The organism is Candidatus Protofrankia datiscae, assembly GCF_000177615.2.
Classification (GTDB): domain Bacteria; phylum Actinomycetota; class Actinomycetes; order Frankiales; family Frankiaceae; genus Protofrankia; species Protofrankia coriariae.
Map to the genome: position 1 here is coordinate 1155079 of NC_015656.1, position 26777 is coordinate 1181855.

General features: G+C 70.8%; 19 protein-coding genes. 8 read left to right on the forward strand and 11 right to left on the reverse strand.

What is annotated here, in order from left to right:
• Positions 1 to 187 precede the first annotated feature (187 nt).
• Together FSYMDG_RS04850 and FSYMDG_RS04855 are read left to right on the forward strand one after the other, a co-directional pair.
• Positions 188 to 2317, forward strand: a complete 2130-nt coding sequence (locus FSYMDG_RS04850) for a hydantoinase/oxoprolinase family protein (RefSeq protein ID WP_013872473.1) — start codon at positions 188 to 190, stop codon at positions 2315 to 2317.
• A 681-nt stretch (positions 2318 to 2998) separates the two neighbouring features.
• The gene (locus FSYMDG_RS04855) at positions 2999 to 4495 is read left to right on the forward strand and encodes an acetamidase/formamidase family protein (protein WP_131773848.1); all 1497 of its coding nucleotides are present in this window, start codon (positions 2999 to 3001) and stop codon (positions 4493 to 4495) included.
• A gap of 296 nt (positions 4496 to 4791) precedes the next feature.
• Here the strand turns inward: FSYMDG_RS04855 and FSYMDG_RS04860 are convergent, their stop codons facing one another.
• From FSYMDG_RS04860 to FSYMDG_RS04900, 9 genes are all read right to left on the reverse strand, one after another.
• Complete coding sequence (locus FSYMDG_RS04860; protein WP_043604912.1) at positions 4792 to 6051, reverse strand: IS4 family transposase; 1260 nt, start codon at positions 6049 to 6051, stop codon at positions 4792 to 4794.
• Between the two features lie 299 nt (positions 6052 to 6350).
• The gene (locus FSYMDG_RS04865) at positions 6351 to 7280 is read right to left on the reverse strand and encodes an LppX_LprAFG lipoprotein (RefSeq protein ID WP_131796168.1); all 930 of its coding nucleotides are present in this window, start codon (positions 7278 to 7280) and stop codon (positions 6351 to 6353) included.
• Positions 7281 to 7579: 299 nt separating this feature from the next.
• On the reverse strand, positions 7580 to 8344 hold the full coding sequence (locus FSYMDG_RS04870) for a succinate dehydrogenase iron-sulfur subunit (RefSeq protein ID WP_013872477.1): 765 nt from the start codon (positions 8342 to 8344) through the stop codon (positions 7580 to 7582).
• Positions 8345 to 8726: 382 nt separating this feature from the next.
• Positions 8727 to 10481 carry a succinate dehydrogenase flavoprotein subunit gene (gene sdhA, locus FSYMDG_RS04875; RefSeq protein ID WP_013872478.1) on the reverse strand — a complete coding sequence of 585 codons (1755 nt, stop codon included), beginning with the start codon at positions 10479 to 10481 and terminating at the stop codon, positions 8727 to 8729.
• 29 nt (positions 10482 to 10510) lie between these two features.
• Positions 10511 to 10948, reverse strand: a complete 438-nt coding sequence (locus tag FSYMDG_RS04880) for a succinate dehydrogenase hydrophobic membrane anchor subunit (RefSeq protein ID WP_013872479.1) — start codon at positions 10946 to 10948, stop codon at positions 10511 to 10513.
• Entirely contained in the window at positions 10948 to 11343 is a 396-nt protein-coding gene (gene sdhC, locus FSYMDG_RS04885) for a succinate dehydrogenase, cytochrome b556 subunit (RefSeq protein ID WP_013872480.1), read from the reverse strand. The genes FSYMDG_RS04880 and sdhC overlap by 1 nt, the downstream gene beginning before the upstream one ends.
• Before the next feature lie 401 nt (positions 11344 to 11744).
• A complete protein-coding gene (locus FSYMDG_RS04890; RefSeq protein WP_013872481.1) occupies positions 11745 to 13730 on the reverse strand; it encodes a serine/threonine-protein kinase in 1986 nt (661 codons plus the stop codon).
• A gap of 107 nt (positions 13731 to 13837) precedes the next feature.
• The gene (locus tag FSYMDG_RS04895; protein ID WP_013872482.1) at positions 13838 to 16273 is read right to left on the reverse strand and encodes a serine/threonine-protein kinase; all 2436 of its coding nucleotides are present in this window, start codon (positions 16271 to 16273) and stop codon (positions 13838 to 13840) included.
• A 222-nt stretch (positions 16274 to 16495) separates the two neighbouring features.
• Positions 16496 to 18388 (reverse strand): hypothetical protein, encoded by a 1893-nt coding sequence (locus FSYMDG_RS04900; RefSeq protein ID WP_043602982.1) that lies wholly within the window; start codon positions 18386 to 18388, stop codon positions 16496 to 16498.
• A 484-nt stretch (positions 18389 to 18872) separates the two neighbouring features.
• Between FSYMDG_RS04900 and FSYMDG_RS04905 the strand changes: the two genes are divergently transcribed.
• The 5 genes from FSYMDG_RS04905 (at position 18873) to FSYMDG_RS04925 (ending at position 23239) form a co-directional block, all read left to right on the forward strand.
• Positions 18873 to 19358, forward strand: coding sequence for a cytidine deaminase (locus tag FSYMDG_RS04905; protein WP_347176449.1), 486 nt, complete (start codon positions 18873 to 18875; stop codon positions 19356 to 19358).
• Positions 19355 to 20638, forward strand: coding sequence for a thymidine phosphorylase (locus FSYMDG_RS04910; RefSeq protein WP_013872485.1), 1284 nt, complete (start codon positions 19355 to 19357; stop codon positions 20636 to 20638). Before FSYMDG_RS04905 ends, FSYMDG_RS04910 begins: the two co-directional genes overlap by 4 nt.
• 261 nt (positions 20639 to 20899) lie before the next feature.
• Positions 20900 to 21991, forward strand: a complete 1092-nt coding sequence (locus FSYMDG_RS04915) for an adenosine deaminase (protein ID WP_043602985.1) — start codon at positions 20900 to 20902, stop codon at positions 21989 to 21991.
• On the forward strand, positions 21984 to 22628 hold the full coding sequence (locus FSYMDG_RS04920; protein ID WP_013872488.1) for a DNA-3-methyladenine glycosylase I: 645 nt from the start codon (positions 21984 to 21986) through the stop codon (positions 22626 to 22628). The genes FSYMDG_RS04915 and FSYMDG_RS04920 overlap by 8 nt, the downstream gene beginning before the upstream one ends.
• 233 nt (positions 22629 to 22861) lie before the next feature.
• The gene (locus tag FSYMDG_RS04925) at positions 22862 to 23239 is read left to right on the forward strand and encodes a hypothetical protein (protein WP_131772187.1); all 378 of its coding nucleotides are present in this window, start codon (positions 22862 to 22864) and stop codon (positions 23237 to 23239) included.
• 138 nt (positions 23240 to 23377) lie between these two features.
• Here FSYMDG_RS04925 and deoC read toward each other — a convergent pair whose 3' ends face one another.
• Entirely contained in the window at positions 23378 to 24172 is a 795-nt protein-coding gene (deoC, locus tag FSYMDG_RS04930) for a deoxyribose-phosphate aldolase (protein ID WP_013872490.1), read from the reverse strand.
• 67 nt (positions 24173 to 24239) lie between these two features.
• On the opposite strand from deoC, the gene upp reads away from it, so the two are divergent.
• Entirely contained in the window at positions 24240 to 24863 is a 624-nt protein-coding gene (gene upp, locus FSYMDG_RS04935; protein WP_013872491.1) for a uracil phosphoribosyltransferase, read from the forward strand.
• Here upp and FSYMDG_RS04940 read toward each other — a convergent pair whose 3' ends face one another.
• Entirely contained in the window at positions 24864 to 26738 is a 1875-nt protein-coding gene (locus FSYMDG_RS04940; RefSeq protein ID WP_013872492.1) for a phospho-sugar mutase, read from the reverse strand.
• Positions 26739 to 26777 lie beyond the last annotated feature (39 nt).

Below are 26777 nucleotides of genomic sequence, written 5' to 3' on the forward strand. Positions count from 1 at the left end.
GCGATCCAGGCGGCTGTAGTTTGTGAGTTGGGTAACTGGTGGCCTACTGGTTTGATGACTGTGGCCTGCCTGTTGATTACTGATGGTCTTTGACGCTGTTACCGTCGGTCTTCATCCTGGGCGGTGTCGTAGGCGGTCCGTCCCGGACGGCTGGGAGCGGGCCGCCGCGACATGCCAGGATCGCCACGTGGCGGTGTGGCTCGGTGTCGACGTGGGTGGGACCTTCACCGATCTCGTCGCGGTCGGCGACGACGGTCGGATGATCTTCGGGAAGGTGCCATCGGTGCCCGCCGACCCGTCCGAAGCGGTGCTCGACGCCGTCCGCGGAGCCGGTCTTGCCGGCCCTCTTGCCGGCTCCGGCCCCGGCCGGGGCGGGGCAGCCGGGGTCGTCGAGCGGTTCGCCCATGGCACCACCGTCGCGACGAACGCCCTGCTCGAGCGGCGCGGGGCGAGGACAGCCCTGGTGACCACGCACGGGTTCGCCGACATCATCGAGATCGGCCGCCAGAACCGGCCCGCGCTCTACGACCTCACCCGGGACCGCCCACCCCCGCTGGTGCCCCGCGAACTGCGGTACACCGTGGTCGAGCGCACCGGGCCGGACGGGGTGATCGTCCCGCTGGACGCCCACAGCCTGCGGGACGTCGTCGCCGCCCTCACCGCGCTGTCGGCTGTTGCCATGGCCGGTGGGACGCCGGCTGTTGCCGACGCCGACGGGGCGGTCAGGCCGCTGGCGGCCGTCGCGGTGTGCCTGCTGTTCTCCTTCGCCCATCCCGAGCACGAACACCAGGTCGCCGACGCGCTGCGGGCCGCGTTGCCTGGCGTGACCGTGGTGGCCTCCCACGAGGTGCTCCCACGGTTCCGGGAGTACGAGCGGTTCGCCACCACCGTCGCCGACGCCTATCTGACGCCGACGCTGTCGACCTACCTTGGCGCGCTCGCCCGCCGGTGCGCCGCGGCGGGGCTGCCGTCCCCGCTGGTCATGCGCTCCTCAGGGGGAGTGGTGGAGCTCGCGGCCGCCGCCGAACACGCCGCGGCGTGCGTGCTGTCGGGGCCGGCCGGCGGCGTGGTCGGCGCCGCCTATGTCGCGGCCCGCTCGGGCCTGGCCGACCTGCTGACCTTCGACATGGGCGGGACGTCGACGGATGTCGCCCCGGTGATCGGCGGTCGGGTGCAGACCACGGCCGAGGCGGTGCTCGCCGGCATACCGGTCACGTTGCCGACGGTGGACGTCCACTCGGTGAGCGCCGGTGGCGGATCCGTGGCCTGGGTCGACTCCGGCGGGGCGCTGCGGGCCGGGCCACGGTCGGCCGGCGCCGATCCGGGCCCGGCCTGCTACGGCCGCGGCGGTGTCGAACCGACGGTGACCGACGCGGACCTGGTCCTCGGCTATCTGGTGGACGGGGCGAGCCTCGGCGGCGAGGTCACCCTGTCCAGGGCGGCCGCCTCCAAGGCGCTGGCCGCTCTGGGCGCGATGCTCGGGTCCGGCCCTCACGGCCTGTCGGTGGAGGAGACGGCGGCCGGGGTGGTGGCGGTCGCCGACGCGGAGATGATCCGCGCCCTGCGGGTGGTCTCGGTGGAACGCGGCCTCGACCCGCGGGAGCTGACCCTGGTCGCCTTCGGCGGCGCCGGCGGGACGCACGCGTGCGCGCTGGCCGAGGAGCTCGGGATGCGCCGGGTGCTGGTGCCGCTGGCCTGCGGGGTGCTCTCCGCGCTGGGGCTGGCCATCGGCGACGTCCGCCGGGACTATCTGCGTCCGCTGCACGGCCCGCTGGCAACGGCCGACCTGGACGCCGCCCTCGCCGAGCTGGCCCGGGCCGCCCACGCGGACACCCTCGCCGCGGACATCCCCGCGCTCGTGATCGAACACCAGGTGGACTGCCGGTACGTGGGCCAGTCACACGAGCTGACGGTGGTGGCCACCGCCGACGGCGACGGCGACAGCGCCGGCGGTGGTTTTTCCGTCGCGCGGATACGGGCGGCCTTCGAGGCCGAGCACCTGCGCCGCTACGGGCACACCGCGCCCGACCGGGACGTCGAGGTGGTGGCCGTACGGCTGGTGGCCACGGTGCCGGGCCGCCGACCCGAGCTGCGGGCCCCGGCCGCCGACCCCACCGCCGCCCGTACCCGTCGTCCGATCTACCTGGACGGCTCCTGGCGGGAGGTGGACGTCGTGCCCCGCGCCGCCCTCGGCCCCGGTGACACCGTGACGGGACCGGCCGTCGTCGAGTTCCCCGAGGCGACCTGCCTGATCCGCCCCACCTGGCACGCCCAGGTCGACCCCGCCGGCTCCCTCCTGCTCACCCGCGTCCACTGATACAGACCGAATTTCTCGCGGCCGGCCGTGGGTGAGCCCAACGGTGCGTGTCACGCGGATGGGTTTCGAGGTCGGCGTCGACAAGGGTCGACAAGGTGGGTAGCGTTCCCGCGCGGCCCGGTCGGGTTCGTCCACGAGCGCGGTCCGCCGGGAGACCACGGCTGCCGGCGGACGGGTCAGGAAGTGGGCGAGAGGCCGTCCGAGAGCGGATCTCGTGAGGGAGATCATCGAGGTCAGTTCCGCCTGCGTGAGACCGGCTGCCAGCCTGGCCTGAGCCTGGTCTGCCGGACCCGCTCACCGACCTCCGAGCACTGCCGCACGGGCTCCGTCTGTGCGCTTCTCCGACATCGTCAGTTCCCGTGTGGCGATGCCTCCCGGCCGGCGCGCCGAGATTGTCGCGCGGGTTCCATATGGGCAGATGAGGGGACCGCAACCTGTCGGAAACATATGTGTCATATTTCACTGCGACTCTGACGCCCGTGCCGTATCTGCCGTGTCGTCACCAGCCCGTTGGGCAGGAATCTGGCGGGTTATGCCGTCCCTGTCGCACGATGTCCGGAATGGCCGTGTTCCCGACCGCGTCCCTGGGCGAACTCCTCGACGCCGGGTACTCCGACGCTGGGCGTCCTGGCACCGGGCGCCGCGGGCGGCAGTCCCGGATGTCACGGTAACGGCGTCGTCGTGGCGCTACAGCCCGGCAAGGGCAAGATGGACGGCAGGCACTACCTGCCGTCGACCCCGGAGACGATCCTGTGGGGGCGGCTGCCGACCGCCGACACCCGACCCGTGCTGAGCGTGGAGTCGGGGGCCACGGCCACTGTCGACACGGTCAGCCAGGAGGGAATCCTCGACGATCAGGGACGTGACCCGGACGCCTTCTTCGGCCGTTTCGGTGTTCCGGCGTCCGAGGTCCTCGACGACGCCCGGATGATCGCCTCCTCCGGGATTCCGCACCGGTTCGGGGTGGACAGCCCGCATCTGGTGACCGGGCCGGTGTTCGTACGCGGTGCCGAGCCCGGCGACGTGCTGCGGGTGGACGTCGTCTCGTTGCATCCGCGGGCCAGGTACGGGGTGGTGTCGACCCGGCACGGTGCCGGGCTGCTCGCCGGGGAGTTCCCCGAGAACGACCCGCCCGGCCCGGACGCGAACGCCCGGAACTGGGCGGCCTTCCGGACGACAAGCAGCTTCTGCGCTGTCGAACGGCGCCGCGGCAGGCTCTTCGGCGCGCTGGAGGTCTCCAAGGGGCGGAAGGTGCGTTTTCCGCTGTCGCCGTTCATGGGGATCATGTCGGTCGCCGTCGACAGCCCTGGCCCGGTCCGCTCGACTTCCGTCGGGATACATGGCGGGGCGCTTGACTGCGGTGAGTTAGGTATTGGCTCTCGTTTGTTTCTTCCAGTGCGGGTTTCCGGCGCGCTGTTCGCCGTTGGCGATCCGCATTATTCTTTAGGTGACGGAAAGGTTGCGGCGGGTGGCCTGGAGGGGCCGCTGCGAGCGACGTTCCGCCTGACAGTCCTGAAGGAACCCGCCGCCCGGGCCGCTCTCGGGACGTTGCGCGCGCCCTTTGCCGAAACCGATACCCACTGGGTGCCGCTGGGGGCGCAGGCCGATCTCACCGACGCCGCCCGTCAGACCACCCGGTCGGCGGTGCTCTTCCTGTCCAGCCGGCTGGGGATGGACCGGGCGGACGCACTTGCCTACCTGTCCGCGGCGGCTGTCTTCGGCATCGGCCGGTCGGGCAGCGACCTACAGACCGTGTACTGCCGGATCCGCCGGGCGGACTTCGGCGAGCCGGCCGCCGCCAAACCCCGCCTGGTACGCCCCGGATTCGGCCGGGCCGCCCCCACCCCCGCTCCTGACAGCTCCGCTCCCAGTAACTCTGTTCCTGACAGCTCCGTTCTTGGCACCCCTGCTCCTGGTAGCTCCACCGCCGGCTCCAGTCCTCCCGCCTCTGTCGCAGGCCCCGTGTCCGCGGACGAGCGTTCCGAGGAGCCGCTGGCCGCGGGCACGGCTCACGAGCCTCCGGACACGCCACGGCCGGCATCGGACGCGTCAGGCCCGGCGGTCCCGGATCCTGCCGCCGCGAGCCCGGCGGCTTCGAGATCCGCGGCGGACACGTCCGCGCCGCCGAACGCGCCCATCGCCGAGCCCGACAACGCCGGGCCTGCTCCCCAGCCGTAGGTGAAAACCGTGGCAATGGCAGCGTGTTCCACCTACGGCCGCGGGAGCTGTAGGTGGAAAACGTCGTCACGACAGCGGTTCTCACCTATGGCCCAATGGCGCTTAGTTAAGCGGCGCGAGCGAGGATGATCGTGGCCGGTCGATCATGACGGGTGCCGATGTCTGTTGGGCGTTTTATCCGGTAAGCGTTGTGTTGGCCTCGTCTGATGGCGCGTGGGTGGGTGCGGTGACGGCGTGAGGGGTTGAGCCGTTCGGTGATCTCCGTGAAGGTTTCCTGAAGTGCATGCGCGTGATGGTCAGGGGGAAAAATCCGCCTGGTCGGTGACCTGGCGGACGACGCGTAGTGATCGCATGAAGGATAGTCTGTCCGGGTCGACGTCGGCTTCGTCGGCGGCCTCGCGCATAAGACTTCGGATTGCGTAGTGGCTGAGGAGCAGCGCCCAGATCTCTTGTTCCACCAGGTCCGGGAGTTTCGACCGTAGGACGCGGGCCTCGCCCCGCTGGTGGGTCTTTACCTCATCGAAGATGTTTTCGATCTCCCAGCGCTCGTGATATGCCGTGGCGAGTTCCACCGCTGGTATGTCGGCATGGTCGATGATGGTGGTGACGAGACAGATCAGTTCACCGGTTCCGGAGCCGGTGCGGTCGGGCACCGTGTATTCGATGACCCGGACCGGTATCGCGGAGTCCTCGGGAAGGTCGTGGCCGGCGCGGGCGTCGGCGATGAGCTGGTTCCGCTTTTTCTCCCTTATTTTCGGATTGACGATGATGGAGAGGTAGGAGCTGTCAGGGAGGGGCTGGATGACCGGTAGCGTGAGGTTGGAACTGACACGCCAGAGCAGATCCGCGCCGGTGTCGAGTGCCTGGCGCCAGAGGTCGAAGCTGTAGAAGTAGCGGTCGGCGGTGAGCAGCATCCCGTGTTCGCAGGCGTCGAACAGGGCCGCCGCGAGTGCGTGTTCGTCGCTGGCGCGTGGGCCGACCGCGGCGGAGACGATCGCGTGCGTGCCGCATTCGGCGAGCGCAACGACGTGGACCTGCGGCAGAGCACTGGCCTTGTACCCGTTGGTGGACCGTCCGAACGCGGTGGCGTTCTCCGGCGTGTCCGCTACGTCAAGAAAGAATCCGTCGATCGCCATCAGCCGCCGGGAACGCAGCCAGGCACCCTTGGTCCCCAGCCCCGCGACCGGCACGGCGACACGTTCGAACAGCAGCTTCAGGGGCGCGGCACCGAGCCTGGTCCGTGCCTGCGAGATCGCCCCGGTAGTCGGGACCTTCCAGTCGCCCTTCCAGTTCCCCAGCCACATCAACCCGCCGGCGAGTTTACGCATGACTTCTTCATAGTCATCATCGAAGAACAGGCACATCGCCATAGTGAAGTAGACCATGACCCGGGCCGGCAGCAGCCTGGTACGCCGTTCCTGCCGTTTTGTCTCCACGAGTACCTCGTCGATGAGATCTCGGGGGACGATTCTCGCGAGCACACCGATCGAGATACGGTCGGTCAACCGCTCGTTTTCAACGGCTGGCAGTTCTACTACCTGACGAAGGCGTACCACACGCACATTCTATCTCCCGGTCGACTGGAATTTCGGCGTGCACCTTCCAGCCTCCTGCCGCCTGCGTTGAGAAGCTCTCGCTGATGCCGAGTCCAGGGATTGGCTGAGAAGGGAGTGTGCGTTGGCGTGTCGGGATGGACGGGCGACTCGGCGGCTTAATCGAGTGGCATTGACCTATGGCCGACAGACCTGACAGCAGGCAGGCGTGGCGCCGCGTGGGGAAGGAAAGGGGCGCCTGGGCGATCGGCATCAGCGCGGGCTGTGCCGTGGTGCCGCGTGGGGAAGGGAAGGGGCCGCGGTCAGCCTGGCGCGATCTGGTCGGGGGATGGCGCGGTGATGTGAGGGGGCACGCCGAAGTCCGAGTAGGTCACCGTCCGGACGATCTCGCTGCGTCCAGCGCTGGTGTCGGCACCGGTGCTGGAGGTGGCGACGGTGACGCGAAGCTGGCGGATGAGGCCGTCGGTGTCGATCCATGCCTCGGTTGGCTGGATCGCCGTCCCCAGGGTGTTCTTGTAGTACTCGACCGTCGTGGCGCTGATGTTTCCCCGGGTGGCGGCGGTGTCCAGGTTCACGGACAGCGTGTAGTGGGTGGTCGTGGCACCGTCGATCGTTTCCTGGCCGACGGTGGTCACCGGGGCCGAGGCCCCGCTGAGGAAGCCGAGCCGCAGCGCGACGGCGTCACCGGTCGTGGGCTGGGTGGTCGGTGTCGGAGCGGGCGTCGCCGGGCGGCTGCCGCTGGCGCCGGGGATGACACGGGTCCATCGGGGCGGGTTCGGCACGTCGGCGGGCGGGACGCTGCGCTGGTAGAGATCAGAGCCGACGACCAGCAGCTCGCTGCGGCCCCCGCCGGCCACGTCACGCACGGTCTGACTGGCGCTGTTGACGAAGTCGACCGTGCCGGTGCCGGTGATGGAGATCTGTCTGCGCCCGGACGAGGAGACGAAGTTCGCCTGGTCGCTGAAGCGGATACGCGCGGTCCCTCGGTTGATCGTCGCCTGGTAGGCGTCGGTGAGGGGCGCGGGCACCCCGTTGATTTCGGTGGGTGCGACGTTCGTCGGGATCGCCGGCGGCGGTGCGGGGGAGTCGTCGGACGAACAGCCGGCCGCGGCCAGCAGCAGGCCTGGCGCCAGCAGCGCGAGCGCGGACGCCGTGACCCGCGCGGCGCGGGAGAAGTCAGAGTGGGAAAAGTCAGAGTGGGAAAAGCCAAAAAAGCCGAGCCGGCCGAACAAGCGGAAAAAGCTGAAAAAATGGAGAGCGTACAAAAAACGTGACTGTGTCGCCCCGGGCCCGCTGATGGTCATCACCGTCCGTCCTCCCTGGCCGTCCGTGCCGGCCGACGCGGGCCGTGTCACGCGTCGGCCGGCACGGTGGCCAGTGCCATCGGCCAGGTCCGGGCCATGTGATCGTTGTGACCGCGGCGCCGCTGGAACAGCGGCACAATCACAACGATCATGGCGGCGTCGGGAGTCCCGGTGAAGATACGTGGTCACCGCATCACCGCATCACCGGATCGCCAGCCGTGCCCGCGTTATATGCGCCGGAAGATCAGCGCACGCTTGACCTCCGCGATGGCCTTGGTGACCTGGATGCCACGCGGGCACGCGTTCGAGCAGTTGAACGTCGTCCGGCAGCGCCAGACACCTTCGCGCTCGTTGAGGATCTCCAGGCGTTCGTCGCTGGCGGCGTCCCGGCTGTCGAAGATGAAGCGGTGCGCGGCCACGATGGCGGCCGGCCCGAAGTAGTCGCCGTCGTTCCAGAACACCGGGCAGGACGTGGTGCAGGCCGCGCACAGGATGCACTTGGTGGTGTCGTCGAAACGTTCCCGGTCGGCGGCGGACTGCAGCCGTTCCTTGGTCGGCTCGTGCCCCTCGGGAATGAGGTAGGGCTTGACCGCGCGGAACGCGTCGAAGAACGGCTCCATGTTGACGATGAGGTCCTTCTCGACCGGGAGCCCCTTGATGGGTTCGATCGAGATTTCCGAGCCGAGGTCCTTGACCAGCACCTTGCAGGCGAGCCGGTTCGCGCCGTTGATCCGCATGGCGTCCGAGCCGCACACGCCGTGCGCGCACGAGCGCCGGAAGGACAGCGAGCCGTCGAGGTTCCACTTGACGTAGTGCAGGGCGTCCAGCAGTCGGTCGCTGGGGACGAAGGGAACGGCGAAGCTCTGCCAGTACGCCTTGTCGCTCTCCTCGGGGTTGTAGCGCCTGATCTTCAGCGTGATGGTCCGCCCATCCGAGGTACTGGGACTGGCGCCGGCCGGTACAGTGGTTGATAGATCGTCTGTGACAGTCACGCCGGACCTTTCTCACATCGGACCCACAAGGCGGGTCGGCAAATCATAGACCGTGCCGCCGGTCTCCCGACCGTCGGTGCCTCGCCCCCGAGCCCGGAGGAATACCGGGCCCGGGATCGTGGCCGCCGTCCGGGAGTGCCGGGGCACGCTGGTGCGGGTACGGGTGGCCGTGCTGATCAGCACCCTTACGACGTCTTCCTGTCTCTTTTCAGCCGTCTTCCCGCGGCTGCCGCCCCGAGTACCCTCCCGCGTTTTCCCGCGGTCGTCGAGGCAGCGGCATCACCGCGCGGAACGGGTGGCCGGCCAGGTCCTGGCGGGGTCCCGAGCACCGGGGTCGCGTCCCGCCAGGACCGCCCGCCACCCGGCGCGCGGTTGGTAGCGGTCAGTACTTGCGTTCCATGGGCTGGTAGCGGGTCATCGCCACCGGCTTGTAGTCCAGCCGGATCTCCGAGTCGGGCGAGGCGGCGGCCAGCGGCCCGGAGCGGTAGGCCATGGTGTGCCGCAGGAAGTTCACGTCGTCACGGTTGGGGTAGTCCTCGCGGGAGTGCCCCCCTCGGGACTCGTTGCGGGCCAGGGCACTGGTGACCAGGCATTCGGCGAGGTCGAGCAGGAAGCCCAGCTCGACCGCCTCCAGCAGTTCGGTGTTGTAGCGGTGGCCCCGGTCGGTGACGCCGACGTTCTGGTAACGGGCCTTGAGCCCGGCGATGTCGCCGACCGCCTGCTTCAGGGTCGCCTCGGTCCGGTAGACCGACGCGTTGACGTCCATCGTCTCCTGGAGTTCACGGCGGATCGCTGCCACGTTCTGCGTCCCGCTGCCGTCGCGCAGCCGGCTGAGCAGGCCTTCGACGAAGGCTGCGGGATCGTCCGGGAGCTCGGCGTGGGTGGGGACCTCGTTCGCGTGCGCTGCCGCGGCGATGCCGGCGCGACGGCCGAAGACGTTGATGTCCAGCAGCGAGTTGGTGCCGAGCCGGTTCGCGCCGTGCACGGAGACGCACGCCACCTCGCCCGCGGCGTAGAGCCCCGGGACGATGTCGGTGTTGTTCCGCAGCACCTCGGCGTTGATGTTCGTCGGGACGCCGCCCATGGCGTAGTGGGCGGTCGGCTGGATCGGGATCGGGTCCGTGTAGGGCTCGATGCCCAGGTAGGTACGGGCGAACTCGGTGATGTCCGGGAGCTTCGCGTCGAGCTGCTCCGGGGGCAGGTGCGTCAGGTCGAGGTAGACGTGGTCGCCGTCGACGCCGCAGCCGCGGCCGGCACGGATCTCGGTGTAGATGGCCCGGGCCACCATGTCCCGGGGGGCGAGGTCCTTGATGGTCGGCGCGTAGCGCTCCATGAAGCGCTCGCCGTCCTTGTTGCGCAGGATGCCGCCCTCACCGCGGGCACCTTCGGTGAGCAGGATGCCCATCTTCCAGATACCGGTCGGGTGGAACTGGTAGAATTCCAGGTCCTCCAGGGGCAGCCCGCGCCGGAAGATGATGCCCATGCCGTCGCCGGTGAGCGTGTGCGCGTTCGAGGTGACCTTGAAGACCTTGCCGAAACCGCCGGTGGCGAACACCACGGACTTGGCCTGAAAGACGTGCACCTCGCCGGTGGCCAGCTCGTAGGCGACCACACCGGCGGCAACACCGCCGTTCAGCAGCAGGTCCAGCACGTAGAACTCGTTGTAGAACTCGATGTCGTGCTTGACACACTGCTGGTAGAGGGTCTGCAGGATCATGTGGCCGGTGCGGTCGGCGGCATAGCACGAGCGGCGGACGGGCGCCTTGCCGTGGTCGCGGGTGTGGCCGCCGAAACGACGCTGGTCGATGCGGCCCTCGGGGGTCCGGTTGAACGGCAGGCCCATCTTCTCCAGGTCGAGGACCGCGTCGATGGCCTCCTTGCACATGACCTCGGCGGCGTCCTGGTCGACGAGATAGTCACCACCTTTGATCGTGTCAAAGGTGTGCCATTCCCAGTTGTCCTCCTCGACGTTGGCCAGGGCCGCGCACATGCCGCCCTGCGCCGCGCCGGTGTGGGAGCGGGTGGGATACAGCTTGGTCAGCACGGCGGTGCGACACCGCTTGCCGGATTCGAGTGCCGCGCGCATGCCCGCGCCGCCGGCACCCACGATGACCGTGTCGAACTTGTGAATCTGCACCGCTTGGACCTCCGCCTTCCCAGGCGCTATCAGGAGATGTTCGGGTCGAACGTGAAGATGACCAGTGATCCCAGGGAGATCACCAGGAACGCCGACACGTACAGCAACATCTTCAGCCAGAACCGGGTCTGTGGCCGCTCGGCATAGTCGTTGATGACGGTGCGCAGGCCGTTGGTCCCGTGCAGTTCGGCCAGGACGAGCATGAGCAGGTCCCAGGTCCGCCAGAACGGCGAGGCCCAGCGGCCCGCGACGAAACCGAAGCCGATCCGCTGCACACCGCCGTCAAGAATGTTCATGATGAACAGGTGGCCGAGCACCAGGAAGACCAGCAGGATGCCGGAGACCCGCATGAACAGCCACGCGTAGAGCTCGAAGTTCGTCCGTGCCTTGGTGCGTACGGGCCGGCGTTGTGGGCTGCGCGGAGCCTCGATGGCCGGGGCGGCCGCGCCGTCGATCGTTGTCGCCATCAGGACGCGCTCCCGAACAGGGTCTCGACCGTGTGTTTCAGCATGTAGAAGGTGCCCGGAACGACCAGGATGACCCACAGTACGATCTCGGTGTACAGCATCTGGCGCTGGAAACGGGGGCCGGACGCCCAGAAGTCGATCAGCACGATCCGGATCCCGTTGAGCGCGTGGAAGAGAACCGCCGCTACCAGCCCCACCTCCAGCAGGTTCACGACCGGGTTCTTGTACGTCGCGATCACGGTGTCGTAGGACGATGGGGACACCCGCACCAGCGCGGTGTCCAGGACGTGGGCGAACAGGAAGAAAAAGATCAGTACGCCCGTGATCCTGTGAGCAACCCAGGACCACATACCCTCGCGGCCGCGGTAGAGCGTGCCCGCTGGTGCCTTCGGCACTGAAAGCTCCTCCGGACCGGCCTTCCGACAGGCTGGTCCTGATGATCCGTCCGATGACTCATGGTGGCTTGTCCGGCCAAAGATGACACGGCTGTCATGGCCCCGCCAGTTCACGAGCGTGGCACAGGGGGCCGCGCTCGAGCCGATGATCCGGGCAGTGATCTGACGGGCAGGCAGCTCGCGTCACCGAGGAACCAGGGCACCCGGAGACATCATGATGTGGACGACGGTTTGTGTGCACCCGATGCTAGTGCTGGCCTCCTGGCGGGGCATGCCGGCTTCCGTGACACTTAGGTGAGGTATGTCACAGATAGTGATCGTCTTCATTGTGTGACGAAGCGCTCTGAAGGGTAAGGGGCCTCGCCATCAGGGGCCTCTGCCGGAGGCGCGGCATCGTGACATCAGACCCCTCCGGCAGGCGGCGGTGCTCCGCCGGACGGCGGAGGGGGCGGTGGCTCGGTGGGCGGTGTCGATGGTTCCTGCGTTGGAGTCCTGGAGGGCGGGCTCGTTGGCGAGGCCGGAGCGGTCGGGCTCGCGCCCACCTGCGTCGGCGAGGGGGTCACGGGCGGCGGCTCGGTCGCGGTAGGCGGCGGCTCGGCCGGCGTGCTTGCTACGGGCGGTGACGATGGGCGGGAGGTGGGGATCCTGTCCACTCCCACCGGGGCTTTCAGGCTGGACGTGAGCGCGGAGGGGTTGACGCTGTGCTGCCCGGCGACCCCGCTCACCGACGGGCTGGTGTCCCCGCCAGGCTGCAACTGCACGTCGGTCTCGGGACCCGAGCGGAGCACCGTACCGATCACGAGCGCCACACATATGACCACGGACGCGGCCACCGCCGCGAGCGCACCGCGACGCAGGGGAGTTCTGTCACGCCACCAGCCGGTTGACGTTCGTCCACTTTCCAGGTGATCATGAATTGTGCTGTTGCCGGGCGGGCCACCCACAGCACTGCTGGTAACCGGTAGCAGACCGTCATCGGGGTCGTCCTGGCTGCCGACGCCGTACCCGCCGAAGTCGAACGGGGGCGGGGTGAACCGGTTGCCGGCCAGGGTGGTTGCGGCTGAGGTGTCCAGCAGCGGGGCGCCGCCGACGCGCGTCCGGACCGCCACCGCGGTCGCCGGCTCCTCAGGACTGCCAGCACGGTCACGCCGCGCGGACGTCGCCGGGGCGCTGGCCGCCCGGCCGGTGCTCGGCGCGTCCGTTCCCGCCGTCGCGGCGGCGGCCGCCCTCCTGGCGACCAGCGTCCCGGCCTCGGTCGGATCCTCGGCCGCGCCGCCGGCCATCGGGCCGCCATCCTCGGCCGGGCCGCCCACCGACCGGTCCACGGTCGCCGGGCCGGCCGTGGGCGCGCCGGTGACGGGAGGAGTTGCCCGCGGGCCGCGGACCCGCGCGTCCCCGCCGGATGCCGGATCGCCGCTGGCGTGCTCCACGGCACCCACCGCGGGCCCGGGGCCGGACTTCCTCGCCGCGTCCGCCACCGCTTCGGTCACCGGTTCCGCGTCGGATCCGGTGACCGAAGCCGGCACAGGCACGACCCCGCCCGCGATCGGGCGCAGCCGCCGACGTACCTCGGCCACGTCCGGCCTGCTCTCGGCCGGCCGGTCAAGCAGGTCGCCGAGCAGGCCGTGCAGGGGGCCGGCAAGTTGGAACGGGCGCCGGCGCCCCTCCACCACAGCGGTCAGAACGGCGTAGGTCTCCGGCCCCTCGAACGGCGGCTGCCCCTCCACCGCCGCGTACAACGTGGCACCCAGCCCCCACAGGTCACTCGCGGGGGTGCCGGAGGAGCCACGCACCCGTTCCGGGGCGATGTAGGCGGGGGAGCCGACGAGCGCCCCCGTGCCGGTGAGGGTCGAGTCGCCGTCGGTGGCCGCGATGCCGAAGTCGGTCAGCCGGACGTGGCCGTCCCGGCCGAGCAGCACGTTGCCGGGCTTGATGTCGCGGTGCAGCACGCCCGCCGAGTGGGCGGCGGCGAGCGCTTCGATGAGTGTCAGCCCGATGGCCGCCACCTGGTCGGGCGGCAGCGGCCCCTCGGCACGGATGACCTCGCCGAGGCTGTCGGCGTCCACCAGCTCCATGACGATCCAGTGGCGCTCGGCCTCTTCGACCACGTCGTAGACGGAGACGATGGCCGGGCTGTTCAGCCGGGCGAGGGCGCGGGCCTCCCGCAGCACCCTCGCCCGCAGCCCGTCGCGCTCGACCTGCGAGCCGGTATGCGGAATCAGGATTTCCTTGACCGCGACCGGGCGCTGGAGAAGCTCGTCCTCACCGCACCAGACGACACCGGCACCACCTCGCCCGATAGGTGTATCCAGACGGTAACGTTGAGATACGTATCGGGGTGTGTTGTGGCGCGCGGGGTCTCCGGGCGGCGGTGCCGATCTGGCCATCACCGTCAAGTCTTGCAGATGCACGGGCGGACGTGCAGAGAGCCCTCATCTGGCCTGGCCCGGCGCGCATGGTCGGACACCGGCCCGGAAGCGGCCCGGACGGATGTTCAGGGGCCGGGCCGGAACGTCGAGAAAAGTTGCCACATCAACGGAAGGTCCGTTTCCCAGCGGGAGTCCGCGGTACGCCAGTACAACGCGTAGCCATGGCCATTGCGCACAAATCCCCGATTGAGAACGTGTACCGTCTTTCCGCCTGATGCGTGCGTGAACTCCCAGTCCGCCTGAATTGCCCCGTCCCCGCCGTCACTCGGTGCGATCTTCACCCGTCGGTAGTCGGGCACCTGGGCGCTCAGACCGTCCTCGTGCGCCGTCCAGTCCGCCAGCGCGGACGGATTGGCCTGCTGGGTGACGTCGATGTGCAGGTAGGCGCCGGTTTGCGGATTGGTGAAGTTTCGCCCTTCGTTTCCGGGCGCGGGCCGTTCCTCCCAGCCATCCGGATAGGCGATCGACCAGCCCGACGGGCCAGAGTAGGTACGCCAGCCCGGCGGCGGGGGCGCCGGCGTGCTGTCCAGCGGGGCCACCCCCGGATCGGCTGTGACCGTGGCAGCCGTGATGCTCGCGCCAGGTGACGCCTGGGCGGAGGTCGGCGGGCCGGTGATCGTGGGAGTGGCCTGACCCGTGGTGGTCCCGCCCGAGGCCCCCTGGCCGGTCGCGGCCGCGGCCGGCAGCCGGCCCGCCCCTAGCCGGTCCGGATCCGATGTCAGCGCCGCCGCGAGGACGATGACCGTACCCGCCAGCACCGCCGCGAGGACCGCGGCAATCATGCCGAGGCGCCGGCGGTTGGGCCGGTCGGCCGCCGCGGCGCCCGTCAGCCCCGCGACGCCCGGCTCGCCCGGCTCGGCGGCCGTGGTCGTCCTGGCCGTCCGGACGGACCCGGGCGTCTGAGCCGCTCCGGTGGTTGCTGCCGCCGCGGCTGTTCCCGGCGTTGCCGCTGAACTGACCGTCCCAGCCGGTTCAGCCGGTTCGGATGTCTTCGCTGGTCCGGGACGCGCGGTAGGAGGCTGATCTTGGAGGTCGGCCGGCGGGGTGGCAGTCCCGGTCGGTTCGGCCGCTGTTTTCGCTGGCCCGGAGCGTGCGGGGGGAGCCTGCTGTCGGGTGTGGGCCGGCGGCGTGGCCGGCTCCTCGGTTTTCCCGGCAGGGGACGTCGCCGGTTCCCCGGCAGGGGACGTGGCCAGTTCCTCGGCGGGAGGCGCGGCCGGCTGCCGGGCGGCGGCCGCGGCGCTTACCGCCGCCTGGATGTCGGGAGCCGGGGCGTCCAGTGTCGGAATGTCGAGTGCCGGGGTGTCGACGGGACGGCCGGCCCGCTGGTGACCGGCTTCGGTGCTGTCGGGCGTGGCGTCACCGGCGGGGGCGGTGCCGCCGGCCGGCGGGGTGCTGCCGCCTGCCGCGGGGCTGCCAGCGGTGGGGCCGCCAGCGGTGGGGCTGCCAGCGGTGGGGCCGCTGGTGGATGTCGGTGTCGCGCCCACCGGGTCGTCTGCCCCGGTCGTATGCGCCGGATCCTCTCCAGCGGGGACGGTGCCCGCCGGGATCGTGCCGGGCGCGGCGCCGCTGTGGCCCGCCGGTGCTCGCGGCGGACGCTCACGGTCGGTACGGCCCGCGCGGGTGCCTGGCAGCCGCCGGGAGGCCTCCCATTCGCTGACCTTCCGCAGCCGTCGCCGGGTCAGGGACAGCGACGGGCGGTCAGCGGGCTGCACCGCCAGGAGGTCGGCGAGAATCGGCGCGAGGGCCCCGGCCAGCCGGAAGGGATGGCGTCTGCCCTCGACGATCGCCGTCAGTGTCGCGATGGCGCTGTCGCGCTCGTAGGGAGTGCCACCCTCGACCGCGGTGAACAAGGTCGCGCCCAGCGCCCAGATGTCGCTACCCGGGCCGCCGGCCTCCCCACGAGCCCGTTCCGGGGCGATGTAGGACGGTGAGCCGAGCAGGATGCCGGTGCGGGTCAGGGTCGGATCCCCGGCGGACAACGCGATGCCGAAGTCCGTCAGCCGGGCGCGCCGGTCCGCGCTGATCAGAACGTTCGCCGGTTTGACGTCCCGGTGGACGATCCCGGTCCGGTGCGCGGCCTCCAGGGCGTAGGCGAGGCTGATGCCGATCCGGGCCACCCGCTCACGCGGCAACGGGCCCTCGTCGTAGATGATCTCTGCCAGGGAGCGGCCTTCCACGAGCTCCATGACGATCCACGGGCGGCCGTCCGCCTCGAGCACGTCGAAGACCGGGACAAGCCCGGGATGTTGGACCCGGCCGGCCGAGCGCGCCTCGCGCAGCACCCGCTGGCGCAGGATCGCCCGCTCGTCGGCGGAGATCGACGGTGGGAGGCGGATCTCCTTGACGGCGACGTCCCGCCGCAGCAGTTCGTCGGTGGCCGCGTACACCACACCGAAACCGCCGCGGCCGAGTTCGGCGCCGAGCCGGTAACGACCCGCTACGAGCTGGCCGGAATCCGGTTCCTGTCCGGTTTTCGACGTCGGGTGGCGTTCGAGCGGCATCCGGCCGTCCCACCTCCTCGTGGACTTTGCTCGTGGACTTTGCTCGTGGACATTGCTCGTGGACATTGCCCATGGGCTTCGCTCGTGGACATTGCCCGTACTCGTGGACATCGCCCGTGGACGTCGCTCGGCCTACTTCATCACACGTCGACCGCACCGGTTCAGAGCGCGTTGTATACCGGCGTCACGAGCTATCCAGCAGGGGACGTCCAGCGCGGAGTGTCACGGAAGGCGCCAGACGTACACGCCACCGGTGAACTCCGGCGGCTGCCCGGTCAGCGACGTCACCGTGTCGCGTAGGCCGTCCCGGTGCCTTGCCGGGCCGAGCACGACCGCGCGCATACCGAGCTCGGCGAAGTCGGCGCGGCTTCGGGCGATCTGTGCCGGGGTCACCGGACCGGTGAAGCTGCCACTTTCGATGTCTTCAAGTAACTGAGCTGTCACCGTCGGCTTTTTTCCGCCCATGTAGGCCTTCCCGTCGTGGCCCGGACCGATGAAGTAGCCGCCCGGCATCGAGAAATGGAAGTCCGCCACGGTCTGCCAGGACATCGCGGTTGCCCGCAACCCGGTCGGATAGGGCAGGAGAAGCACGTTGGAGCCGGCCGGAAGGGTTTTCACGGCGTCGGTGGTGAAGAACGCGGGCACGTCGGGTGAGCGTTCGACGGTGTACGGCCGAGGAATCAGTGGGAGCACGCAGACCACGGAAAGGGCCACCGCTGCCGGGACACCGGCGGCTGCGAGCCGGGCGGGCAGACGGTCCAGGGCGCAGGCGAGCACGAGCCCGGCCATCAGGGCGGTGCCAAGGGAGAACCGGTTCGGCAGGGCGGCCTCGAAGACCGGCAGGCCGGCGACCAGGCCCCAGGGCAGTCGCAGGCCCGTCTCCACGTTGTTGACCAGCAGCGTCTCGCCCAGGGAGAGGACCGCCAGCACCGTGCCGGTGAGCCCGGCTATCCGTATCCGCAGGTCGTGAAAGCCCAGGACGACGGTGCACACGCACACGATCAGCAGGGGCCAACCGAGGAAGTTCATGTACTCCGACGCGCCGCCGGGGAACTCGGCCGCCCGCGTGCTCTGCGCGGATGTCGCGAGCCACTGGTGTTCGGAGGGGACGTACAGGCCGGTCAGGTCGCTCTTGAAGAAGTTCGCCAGGAACGGGCTGCCGTGGGCCCGCAACGACCCGAGGAACTGGATGCTCAGCGGCACCGCGGTCAGCGCCAGGCAGGTCAGGAAGGCGATCGCGAACGTGCGCAGCGGCCCGCCGGCCAGGCGGAGGTACTCCGGCCGGCTCACCAGCAGCAGGACGATCCCGACAGCGGCCGTCACCGCGGTGATGAACAGCACCTCTTCGCCGGTCAGCAGTTGCAGGCCGACGCCGACGCCGAGCGGTACGCCGGTCCGTGCCGGCCGGTGCGTCCCCCGGACGGCGTCCACGACAAGGCCGAGCAGCAACGGTACGGCCGGCGCCAGAGCCAGGCTGAGATGCCCTGTCCCGGCCGCGACGAGCGCCGGCGAGAAACCGTAGACGAGCCCGGCCACGTAGGCCGCCGCGGTACGCACCCGCAGTTTCCGCGCGAGCAGGTAGGCGCTGAACGCGGACAGCGAGAACGCCAGCATGACGAGCAGGTTGTAGGAGGCCACCGGTCCGGCGGCCCGGGTCACCGGCGTCAGCAGCAGGCCGGGGACCAGTACGGACGTGTTCCACAGCGCGTTTATCCCCTCCGGCGCGTTCGCCAGGTGCGTGACGAAGGGGTTCGACAGGTGCGTGACGGCGTGCGCGGTATGCGCCAGCCACCAGCAGTACAGAGAGGTGTCGTTCGGGTTACCGGAGATGATGTTCCGGGTCGGGTCGGACCACACCCGGGCGGTCAGCAACAGGGCCAGCAGGAGATAGCTCGACCCGATCAGGGTGTGTGTCCGGAGGCGCCCGCGCCGCCGCCCGCGTACGGCCGTACCGCCGGTCGCGGCCGGCTCCGTGACCGGTGTTGCGCCGGGCTCTGGGGCGGGCGCGGCCCGGCGGACGGTCAGCGGCGTGGCTTTCTCCCCGGCCGCAGGCGTGTCCGTGTCGGCGGGATCCAACGCGTCCTCCTGTGGCCGACAACGTGTGAGCGCGGCCATACCGTCCGTTTATCAGGGTGTCGTTTGTTGATTGAATGCTCTGCCCGTGACCGTTCTTACTCTGCGAATCAGCAGCATTACATCAGTCGCTGTCACCGCAGGTCCGACAGTCGCCGTCCGGACAGCCCTCATCCGGAGAGGCGTCATCCGCAGAGGCGTCGTCCTCGACACCGGGAGCCCTGTGACCGGCGGGCCGACAGCAGCGATCATGTTTTCCGCATGGCCGGCAGCCCGGGCCGGCGAGCGCCGGGCAGGCCTGGGCCGCGAGCGTGTTTCTCCGCATGGCCGGGAGTCGGCTTCCCGGGGCGTCCAGGTGGGGCATGCTGGACTGTGCGCTGTCACCCGGGAACGGGTCCGGGCCGCCGGGAGGTGTCGCATGGCAGCAGGAAGCGCTCCTGGGGGTGGTCCCGAGGGCGGCACCGGAGCTGGTCCCGTGATCGGTTCCGTGGACGGCATCACGGCTGGTCCCGCGGGCGCGTCCGCGGTGGATGCCGTCGACTGGCGGTGGCTGCGGGCCGAGGCGGCCCGGGTGGCGGCCTGTGCGTACGCCCCGTACTCACGGTTGCATGTCGGTGCCGCCGCCGTGGTGGACGACGGCAGACTGGTCGTGGGCTGCAACGTCGAGAACGCCTCCTACGGCCTCACGCTGTGTGCTGAATGCGTGCTGGTGGGCGCTCTGCACACCGCAGGCGGTGGTCGGCTGGTGGCGTTCGTCTGCGTGACCGGCACCGGTGCGCCGGTGCTGCCCTGTGGCCGCTGCCGACAGTTGCTGTACGAGCACGGCGGCCCGGATCTCCTGGTGGCGACGGCCGGTGGCCCGCGCCGGCTGGCGGATCTGCTGCCGGATGCCTTCGGCCCCGCCGACCTGCCATCCGCCGACCTTCCACCGCCCGCCGCCCGCGCCACCAGTACGGGCGCAGACACCGGACGGGACGCTGGCGCAGGCCAGGACGATGGTGACTTTCGGTGACTTTTCACGTCGTCGACCTGATCCGGACGAAGCGGGACGGCGGCCGGCTGCCCGACGCGGCCGTGGACTGGCTGATCAGCTCGTACACGGCGGGCGCCGTCCCCGACGAGCAGATGGCGTCCTATCTGATGGCCGTGGTGTGGCGCGGCATGCGGCCGGCGGAGCTGTCCCGATGGACCGCGGCGATGGTCGCCAGCGGCGAACGGCTCGACCTGTCCGGGCTTGGCCGCCCGACCGTGGACAAGCACTCGACCGGCGGTGTCGGCGACAAGGTCTCGCTGGTCCTGGTGCCGCTGGTGGTGGCCTGTGGCGCGGCGGTGCCGCAGCTCGCCGGCCGCGGGCTCGGCCACACCGGCGGGACCCTGGACAAGATGGCGGCCATCCCCGGCTGGCGGGCCTCGCTGGCCCCGGAACGGATGCGGTCGGTGCTCACCGACGTCGGCGGGGTCATCGCCGCCGCGGGCGCCGGCCTGGCCCCGGCGGACCGGAAGCTGTACGCGCTGCGGGACGTGACCGGCACGGTCGAGTCGATCCCGCTGATCGCCTCGTCGATCATGAGTAAGAAGATCGCCGAGGGGACGTCCGCGCTGGTGCTGGACGTCAAGGTCGGCTCGGGCGCCTTCATGACGGCCCAGGCGCCGGCCCGGGAGCTCGCAGAGACCATGGTCGCCCTGGGTGACGTGGCCGGGGTGCGCACGGAGGCGCTGCTGACCGGCATGGACACCCCGCTGGGGCGGACCGCCGGCAACGCGCTCGAGGTCGACGAGGCGGTGGCGGCCCTGCGCGGCGGCGGCCCGGCCGATCTGGTCGAGGTGACGGTCGCGCTGGCCAGGCGGATGCTCACCCTCGCCGGGCTGGCCGGCGGCCCGGACCCGGCGGACGTCCTCGCGGCGGGCCGGGCCCACGACGTGTGGCAACGGATGGTCACCGCGCAGGGCGGCGATCCGGACGCGCCCCTGCCCGTGGCCCCGCACGTCGAGACACTGCCCGCGCCCGCGACCGGTTTCCTGCGCCGGCTGGACGCCCGCGCCGTCGGCCTGGTGGCCTGGCGGCTGGGGGCGGGCCGGGCCCGCCAGGACGACGAGGTGTCGGCGGTCGCGGGCGTGCGGTGGTTCGCCGGCCTCGGCGAGCGGGTCGTCGCCGGGGCACCGCTGCTGGAGCTGCACACCGACGACCCGGCCCGGCTGGCCACCGCCCGGGCGGCGCTCGCCGACGCCGTCGAGATCGCGGACACGCCGCCGTCCGTTCAGCGGCTCGTCCTCGACCACGTCCACCTGTAGACGGACTACCTGCAGGCGCTGGCTGGCGGACGCCGGTCACCGGCATCCCGGATGCCTACCGATGATTTTCGCCGGTGACTTCTGCCGACAGATCTTTCCTTGGTTCCCCGTCCGTTTCGGTTCTTTCTGGCGGATTCTCCTGGGTGGCTCCCCCGAGTGGATCTCCGTTGCCGGGATTCGCTGGTAGATCCTCTGTTCGGCCCGCCGGCTGGGCGCAGGACCTGGGGATGACGGCCGCGCCTTCGGATATATGTTCGGACGATGACCGTGTCCGTGCCGTCCCCGCCCACGCTGGAGGCCATCCGGCGGGTGCCCAAGGTGCTGCTGCACGACCATCTCGACGGTGGGCTGCGGCCGGCGACCGTCGTCGAGCTCGCGGACGAGGTGGGCTATGGCGGGCTGCCCACCACCGACGCGGACAAGCTCGCGACCTGGTTCCGCGGCGGCGCCCACAGTGGGTCTCTTGTGCGCTACCTGGAGACGTTCAGCCACACTGTCGGGGTGATGCAGACCCCGGGTGCGCTCGCCCGGGTCGCCCGCGAGTGCGCCGAGGATCTTGCCGCCGACGGTGTCGTCTACGCCGAGGTCCGTTTCGCCCCGGAGCTGCACGTCGAGCGGGGGCTGGCGCTCGACGCGGTGATCGAGGCCGTCATCGACGGGTTCCGGGCCGGCTCGGCCGGTACCGGGCTGAAGATCCGCGCCCTGCTGACCGCGATGCGTCACGCGGCCCGCTCGCTGGAGATCGCCGAGGCCGCTGTCCGATGGCGGGACCGGGGGGTCGTCGGTTTCGACATCGCCGGGGCCGAGGCCGGCTACCCGCCGACCCGCCACCTCGACGCGTTCCAGTACATGCAGCGGGCCAACGGCCACTACACGATCCACGCCGGGGAGGCGTTCGGGCTGCCGTCCATCTGGGAGGCCCTGCAGTGGTGCAACGCCGACCGGCTCGGCCACGGCGTCCGGGTCACCGACGACATCACCGTCGACACCGACGCGAACGCGATCCTCGGGCAGCTGGCCAACTACGTTCGGGACGTCCGCGTGCCGTTGGAGATGTGCCCGACGTCCAACGTGGACACGGGCGTGTGCGCGAGCATCGCCGAGCATCCGATCGGCCTGCTGCGCAGGCTGCACTTCCGGGTGACGGTCAACACCGACAACCGGTTGATGAGCGGGGTGACGCTGTCGAGCGAGTTCGCCGCGCTGGTGGACGCCTTCGGGTACGGATGGCCGGACATCCGGTGGCTGACGGTGAACGCGATGAAGTCGGCGTTCATCCCGTTCGACCAGCGGCTGACGCTCATCAACGACGTGATCAAGCCCGGGTTCGCGTCGGTGTGTGGCGATGGGTGACCCGCAGCCCGCCCCGTCCGCTCCAACCGGCCCGGACGCCGGCTCCGGGCGGGCCGGGGCGCCCGGCGGTGCCGTGACCGGGCCGGACGGGCGCCCGCGCTGCCCGTGGGCGCTGTCCGCGCCGGAATACGTCTCCTATCACGACGACGAATGGGGACGCCCGGTCCGCGACCGAGCCGGGCTTTTTGAACGGCTCAGCCTGGAGGCGTTCCAGTCCGGTCTTTCCTGGCTCACCGTCCTGCGTAAACGGGACGCCTTCCGGGTCGCGTTCGCGGATTTCGACCCGGTGGCCATCGCGGCTTTCGGCCCGGCCGACGTCGAACGGCTGGTGGCGGACGCGGGAATCATCCGCAACCGCCGGAAGATTCTCGCGACAATCACCAACGCCCGGGCGCTGCTGGCGCTGGACGGGTCGTTCGAGGAACTGATCTGGTCGTTCCGGCCCGTGACCACGGCCGTGCCGCTGGTAACGACGGACCTGCCGGCGGCCACGGCCGAGTCGGCGGCGCTGGCCCGGGAACTGAAATCCCACGGCTTCGTCTTTGTCGGCCCCACGACAGCGTATGCGCTGATGCAGGCGTGTGGTCTGGTCAACGACCACCTCGCGGCCTGCGCGGTCAGGAGCTTGGGGGGCTGACCGGCCTCCGCGTCGCCGGTGTCTGTGAGCCTCTCCGCGCTCCGGCCGCGCCGCGCGTGAACCGGCCGCACCGGGCCGCTCCGCTACCATGGCTGATCATGTCGGACGTGATGGTACTTGCGATTGTCAGTGTTGTCGTCACCGGCATCGGCGCGCCGGGAATCACCGCTTTCTCCGGCCGTATGGAAACACGACGATCACATCGTCTCGCCGTTCAGAAAGAATGTCGTGACGTGTTGGACTTCGCCGCCGAGCAGCTGACCCGGTCCCAGCTGGTAACTGCCTACTGTATTTCACTGTGGTCCCGGGGAATCATGGATGGCGACGACGAGGCGATAGAATATCTGAAGCGCCGGAACCACGCGAACGAAATGGCCCGGACCGCCTACGGGCGGCTGCGCGTCAGATTCGGTCCGACCGCCCCGGTCACCCGTCACTACGACGACGCCGTCGAGTGCATGCGCCGGCTGACCGACGTGCTGCGGGGCTACCGGGCCGGCGACACCTACGGCGCCTGGGAGCAGCAGGCCGGCGCCGAGTCCGCCGAACTGACCGCGGCCGGCAACAAGTTCCTCACCGCCGCGAAGAAGGCCCTCTCCGCCCAGCGGTAGGCGCCGCCGCGGGGCACCGGCGCGATCGCCCGGGAGTGGTTGACGGCGCCGAGCCATCTGCCCGCTGGCGGGGCACCGGCCCTGACGCGGGACCGTGGCGCTGCTCCGGGACAGCGGCCCTGACGCGGGACCCGGCGCTTACTCCGGGACAGCGGCGAGCACGTCCCGGGTGGCGGACATGCCCAGCCTGGTCGCGCCGGCGCCGACGAAGGCGAGAGCCTGTTCGGCGGTACGGATGCCCCCGCTGGCCTTGATCCCGAGCCTGCCGCCGACCGCCGCCGCCATCGCCCGCACCGCCCGCAGGCTCGCCCCGCCCGCCGGATGGAAACCCGTCGAGGTCTTCACGAACTCCGCGCCACCGGCCTCCGCGGCCCGGCAGGCTGCCGTGATGCTGGCGTCCGGCAGCAGTGCGCTCTCGATGATCACTTTGAGGATCACGTGCGGCGGGACGGCCAGCCGCACCTCGGTTATCTCGGTCTCGATCGACCGCCAGTTCTCCTCCATCGCGCAGGCCAGGTCGATCACCAGGTCGATCTCGTCCGCGCCGTCGGCCACCGCCCGGCGAGCCTCCTGCGCCTTGACCGTGGTCAGGTGGGTGCCGTGCGGGAACCCGATCACCGAGGCCACGGCGAACGCCGGGTCGTCCGCCGCCGCCCGCTCGTCCTTCGGCCGACCCCGGCGGGCCGCGGCTGCGGCCAGGTAGACGTGGGTGGGCGCCACACACACCGCGCCGATGCCCAGTTCGGTGGCCTCGCCGCACAGCGCGAGGATCTCCTCCCCGGTCGCCTCGGGGCGCAGCAGGGTGTGATCGATCATCCGGGCGAGTTCGGACCGGCGCGGGGCAGCGGGAGGACCCGGCACCGTCGCACCGGTTCCACCGGTTCCGGCGGGACGGTCCGCTCCGGCTGGAAGGCTCGTCATAGCGTCCATCATTACGGGTGAAGTGGCAGCCGGAGTTCCACCGGGCCAGGTGAAGGCCCTTGGACGGCGGGAGGCAGTTGTGCGGGTCGACGTCGTCGAACATCCTCTGGTGGCAGCGCGGCTGACCGTGCTGCGCGACAGGGGGACGCAGCCGCCGGTGTTCCGCGCGGCGCTGCGGGAGCTGTCCACAATGCTGATCTACGAGGCCGCCCGGGAGTTGCCGGCTGTCCAGCACACCGTGGCCACCCCACTCACCCCGGCCGTGGGCAGCCGGCTGGCCACGGTGCCGATCGTCGTGCCGGTCCTGCGGGCGGGGCTGGGAATGCTGGAGGCGGCCCTCGGCCTGCTGCCCGAGGCCCGGACCGGCTTCGTCGGCCTGGCTCGGGACGAGCGGACCTTCCAACCCCACGCCTACCTGGAGTCACTGCCGGCGAACCTCGCCGACTATCCCGTGCTGCTCCTCGACCCGATGCTCGCCACCGGCGGATCAGCCGCGCACTGCCTGAACCTGCTGGCCGAGCGTGGGGCGAAAGGCATGGTCCTGGTCTGCGTGCTCGCCGCGCCCGAAGGGGTCGCCGCGCTGGACGCGGGCGATTTCGACGTGCGGATCGTCACCGCCTGCGTCGACGAACGGCTGGACGACGACGCCTTCATCGTCCCTGGCCTCGGCGACGCAGGCGACCGCCAGTTCGGCGCGGTCTGATCAGCGGCCGAGGAGGAGCTGACGGACTGCGTCGCCGAGTGTGGCCAGGCGGGTGCCCGCCTCGTGGCGGGTGAGCGCGAGGCTGTCGGCATCCGCCGTTGGCTCGACCGGGACGGTCACTTCCAGGTAGGCCTTGATCTTCGGTTCGGTGCCGCTGGGACGGACGACCACCCGCCCTCCACCCGCCAGCCGAAAAATGACTACGTCCGCGGACAGTACCCCGTCCCCCGCCGTGCCGGTACGGGCAGACCCACCAGCGAGGGCAGGCGTACCTGTTGTCGCGGGCGCGGCGGCCGGTGCAGGCCCGGTGGCCGGGGTGGGTGTGGTGGCGAGGTCGTGGATGTCGAGCACGTCGACGGTGCCGATCCTCGCCGGGGGCTCGGCGCGCAGCGCGTCCATCACGGCGGAGATCCGCGCGCTGTCGGTGACCCGGACGGACACCTGGGCGGTGGCATGCAGGCCATACCGGCGGACGAGATCGTCGAGCCGGTCGAGCAGGGTCCGGCCGCGGCGTTTCTCCGCCGCGGCGATCCCGGCGATCGCCAGGGCCGCGGTGATCCCGTCCTTGTCGCGCACGAGCGTCGGCGCGACCGCGTAGCCGAGCGCCTCCTCGTAGCCGAAGACGAGGCCGGCGTGCGCTCGCATGATCCATTTGAAGCCGGTGAGGGTCTCGAAGCAGGGGACATCGTGCGCGGCCGCGAGCGTCGCCAGCGCGCCCGAGCTCACGATCGTCGTGGCGACCGGGCCGGGCCGGGCGCGCAGCACCTCGTCCGCGAGCAGCAACCCGAACTCGTCGCCGGTGAGGACCCGGCTGCCGACCGCGGCCGCGCAGCGGTCGGCGTCCGGGTCGTTGGCGATGACGACATCGGCGTCCACCGCTCGGCCGAGGGCGAGCACCCGGTCCAGCGCGCCGGGTTCCTCCGGGTTCGGGAACGCGACGGTCGGGAAGTCCGGGTCGGGACGGGCCTGTTCGGCCACCACGAACGGCGCGGCAAGGCCGGCACGGGTGAACACCGCGGTCAGGGTGTCCGCGCCCACGCCGTGCAGCGGCGTGTACCCCACCCGCAGGTCAGCGAGATCGCCTGCGGCCAGATCTCCCGCGGCGAGGCCGGCGGTGGTGCCGGTGCCGGTGCCGGGCGGTCGCAGCGTGGCCGCGGCCGCGGCCACATAGGCGGCGTGGATCTCCGGGCCGAGGCGGATCCAGCCGTCACCAAGGGGGAGGGAGGCGGCCGGTCCGACGGCGTCGATCGCAGCCTCGATCTCGCTGTCGACGGGAGCGACGATCTGTGCCCCGTTCGCCGGATCGTCGGGCGGCGCGCCCAGGTACACCTTGTAGCCGTTGTCGGTCGCCGGATTGTGACTTGCGGTGACCATAATGCCGGCGTCCGCGCCGAGCCGGCGGACGGCGAACGCCAGCACCGGCGTGGGCACCGGGATCGGCAGCAGGGCCGCCCGCACCCCCGCCCCGGCGAGCACCTGGACACTGTCGAGGGCGAACCGTTCACTGCCATGCCGGGCATCCGCGCCCACGACAACCAGCGGAGGCGGGAGATCGCCGTCCGCTGACGCTCCCGGGCCGGCCTGCCGGGGGAGCAGCCAGGCGGCCAGGCCCGCCGCCGTCCGCCGGACGACCGCGGTGTTCATCCCGGCCGGTCCGGCGCGAAGCGGCCCACGAAGTCCGGCCGTGCCGAAGCACAGGGCGCCGGAGAACCGTTCACACAGGGTCTCGAGGTCACCGGTGGCGTGCGCGGCGTCGACCAGGGCGGCCAGTTCGGCCCGGTCAGGCGGCCACGGGTCGTCGGCGATCCACTGCCGGGCCCGGGCGAGCAGGAGGCCCGGGAGGTCCGCGTCATCCCCGGCGGGCGACATGTTCATCCCCGATGGGCCTTTCGCCGCTGGCGGACACGGCCATCC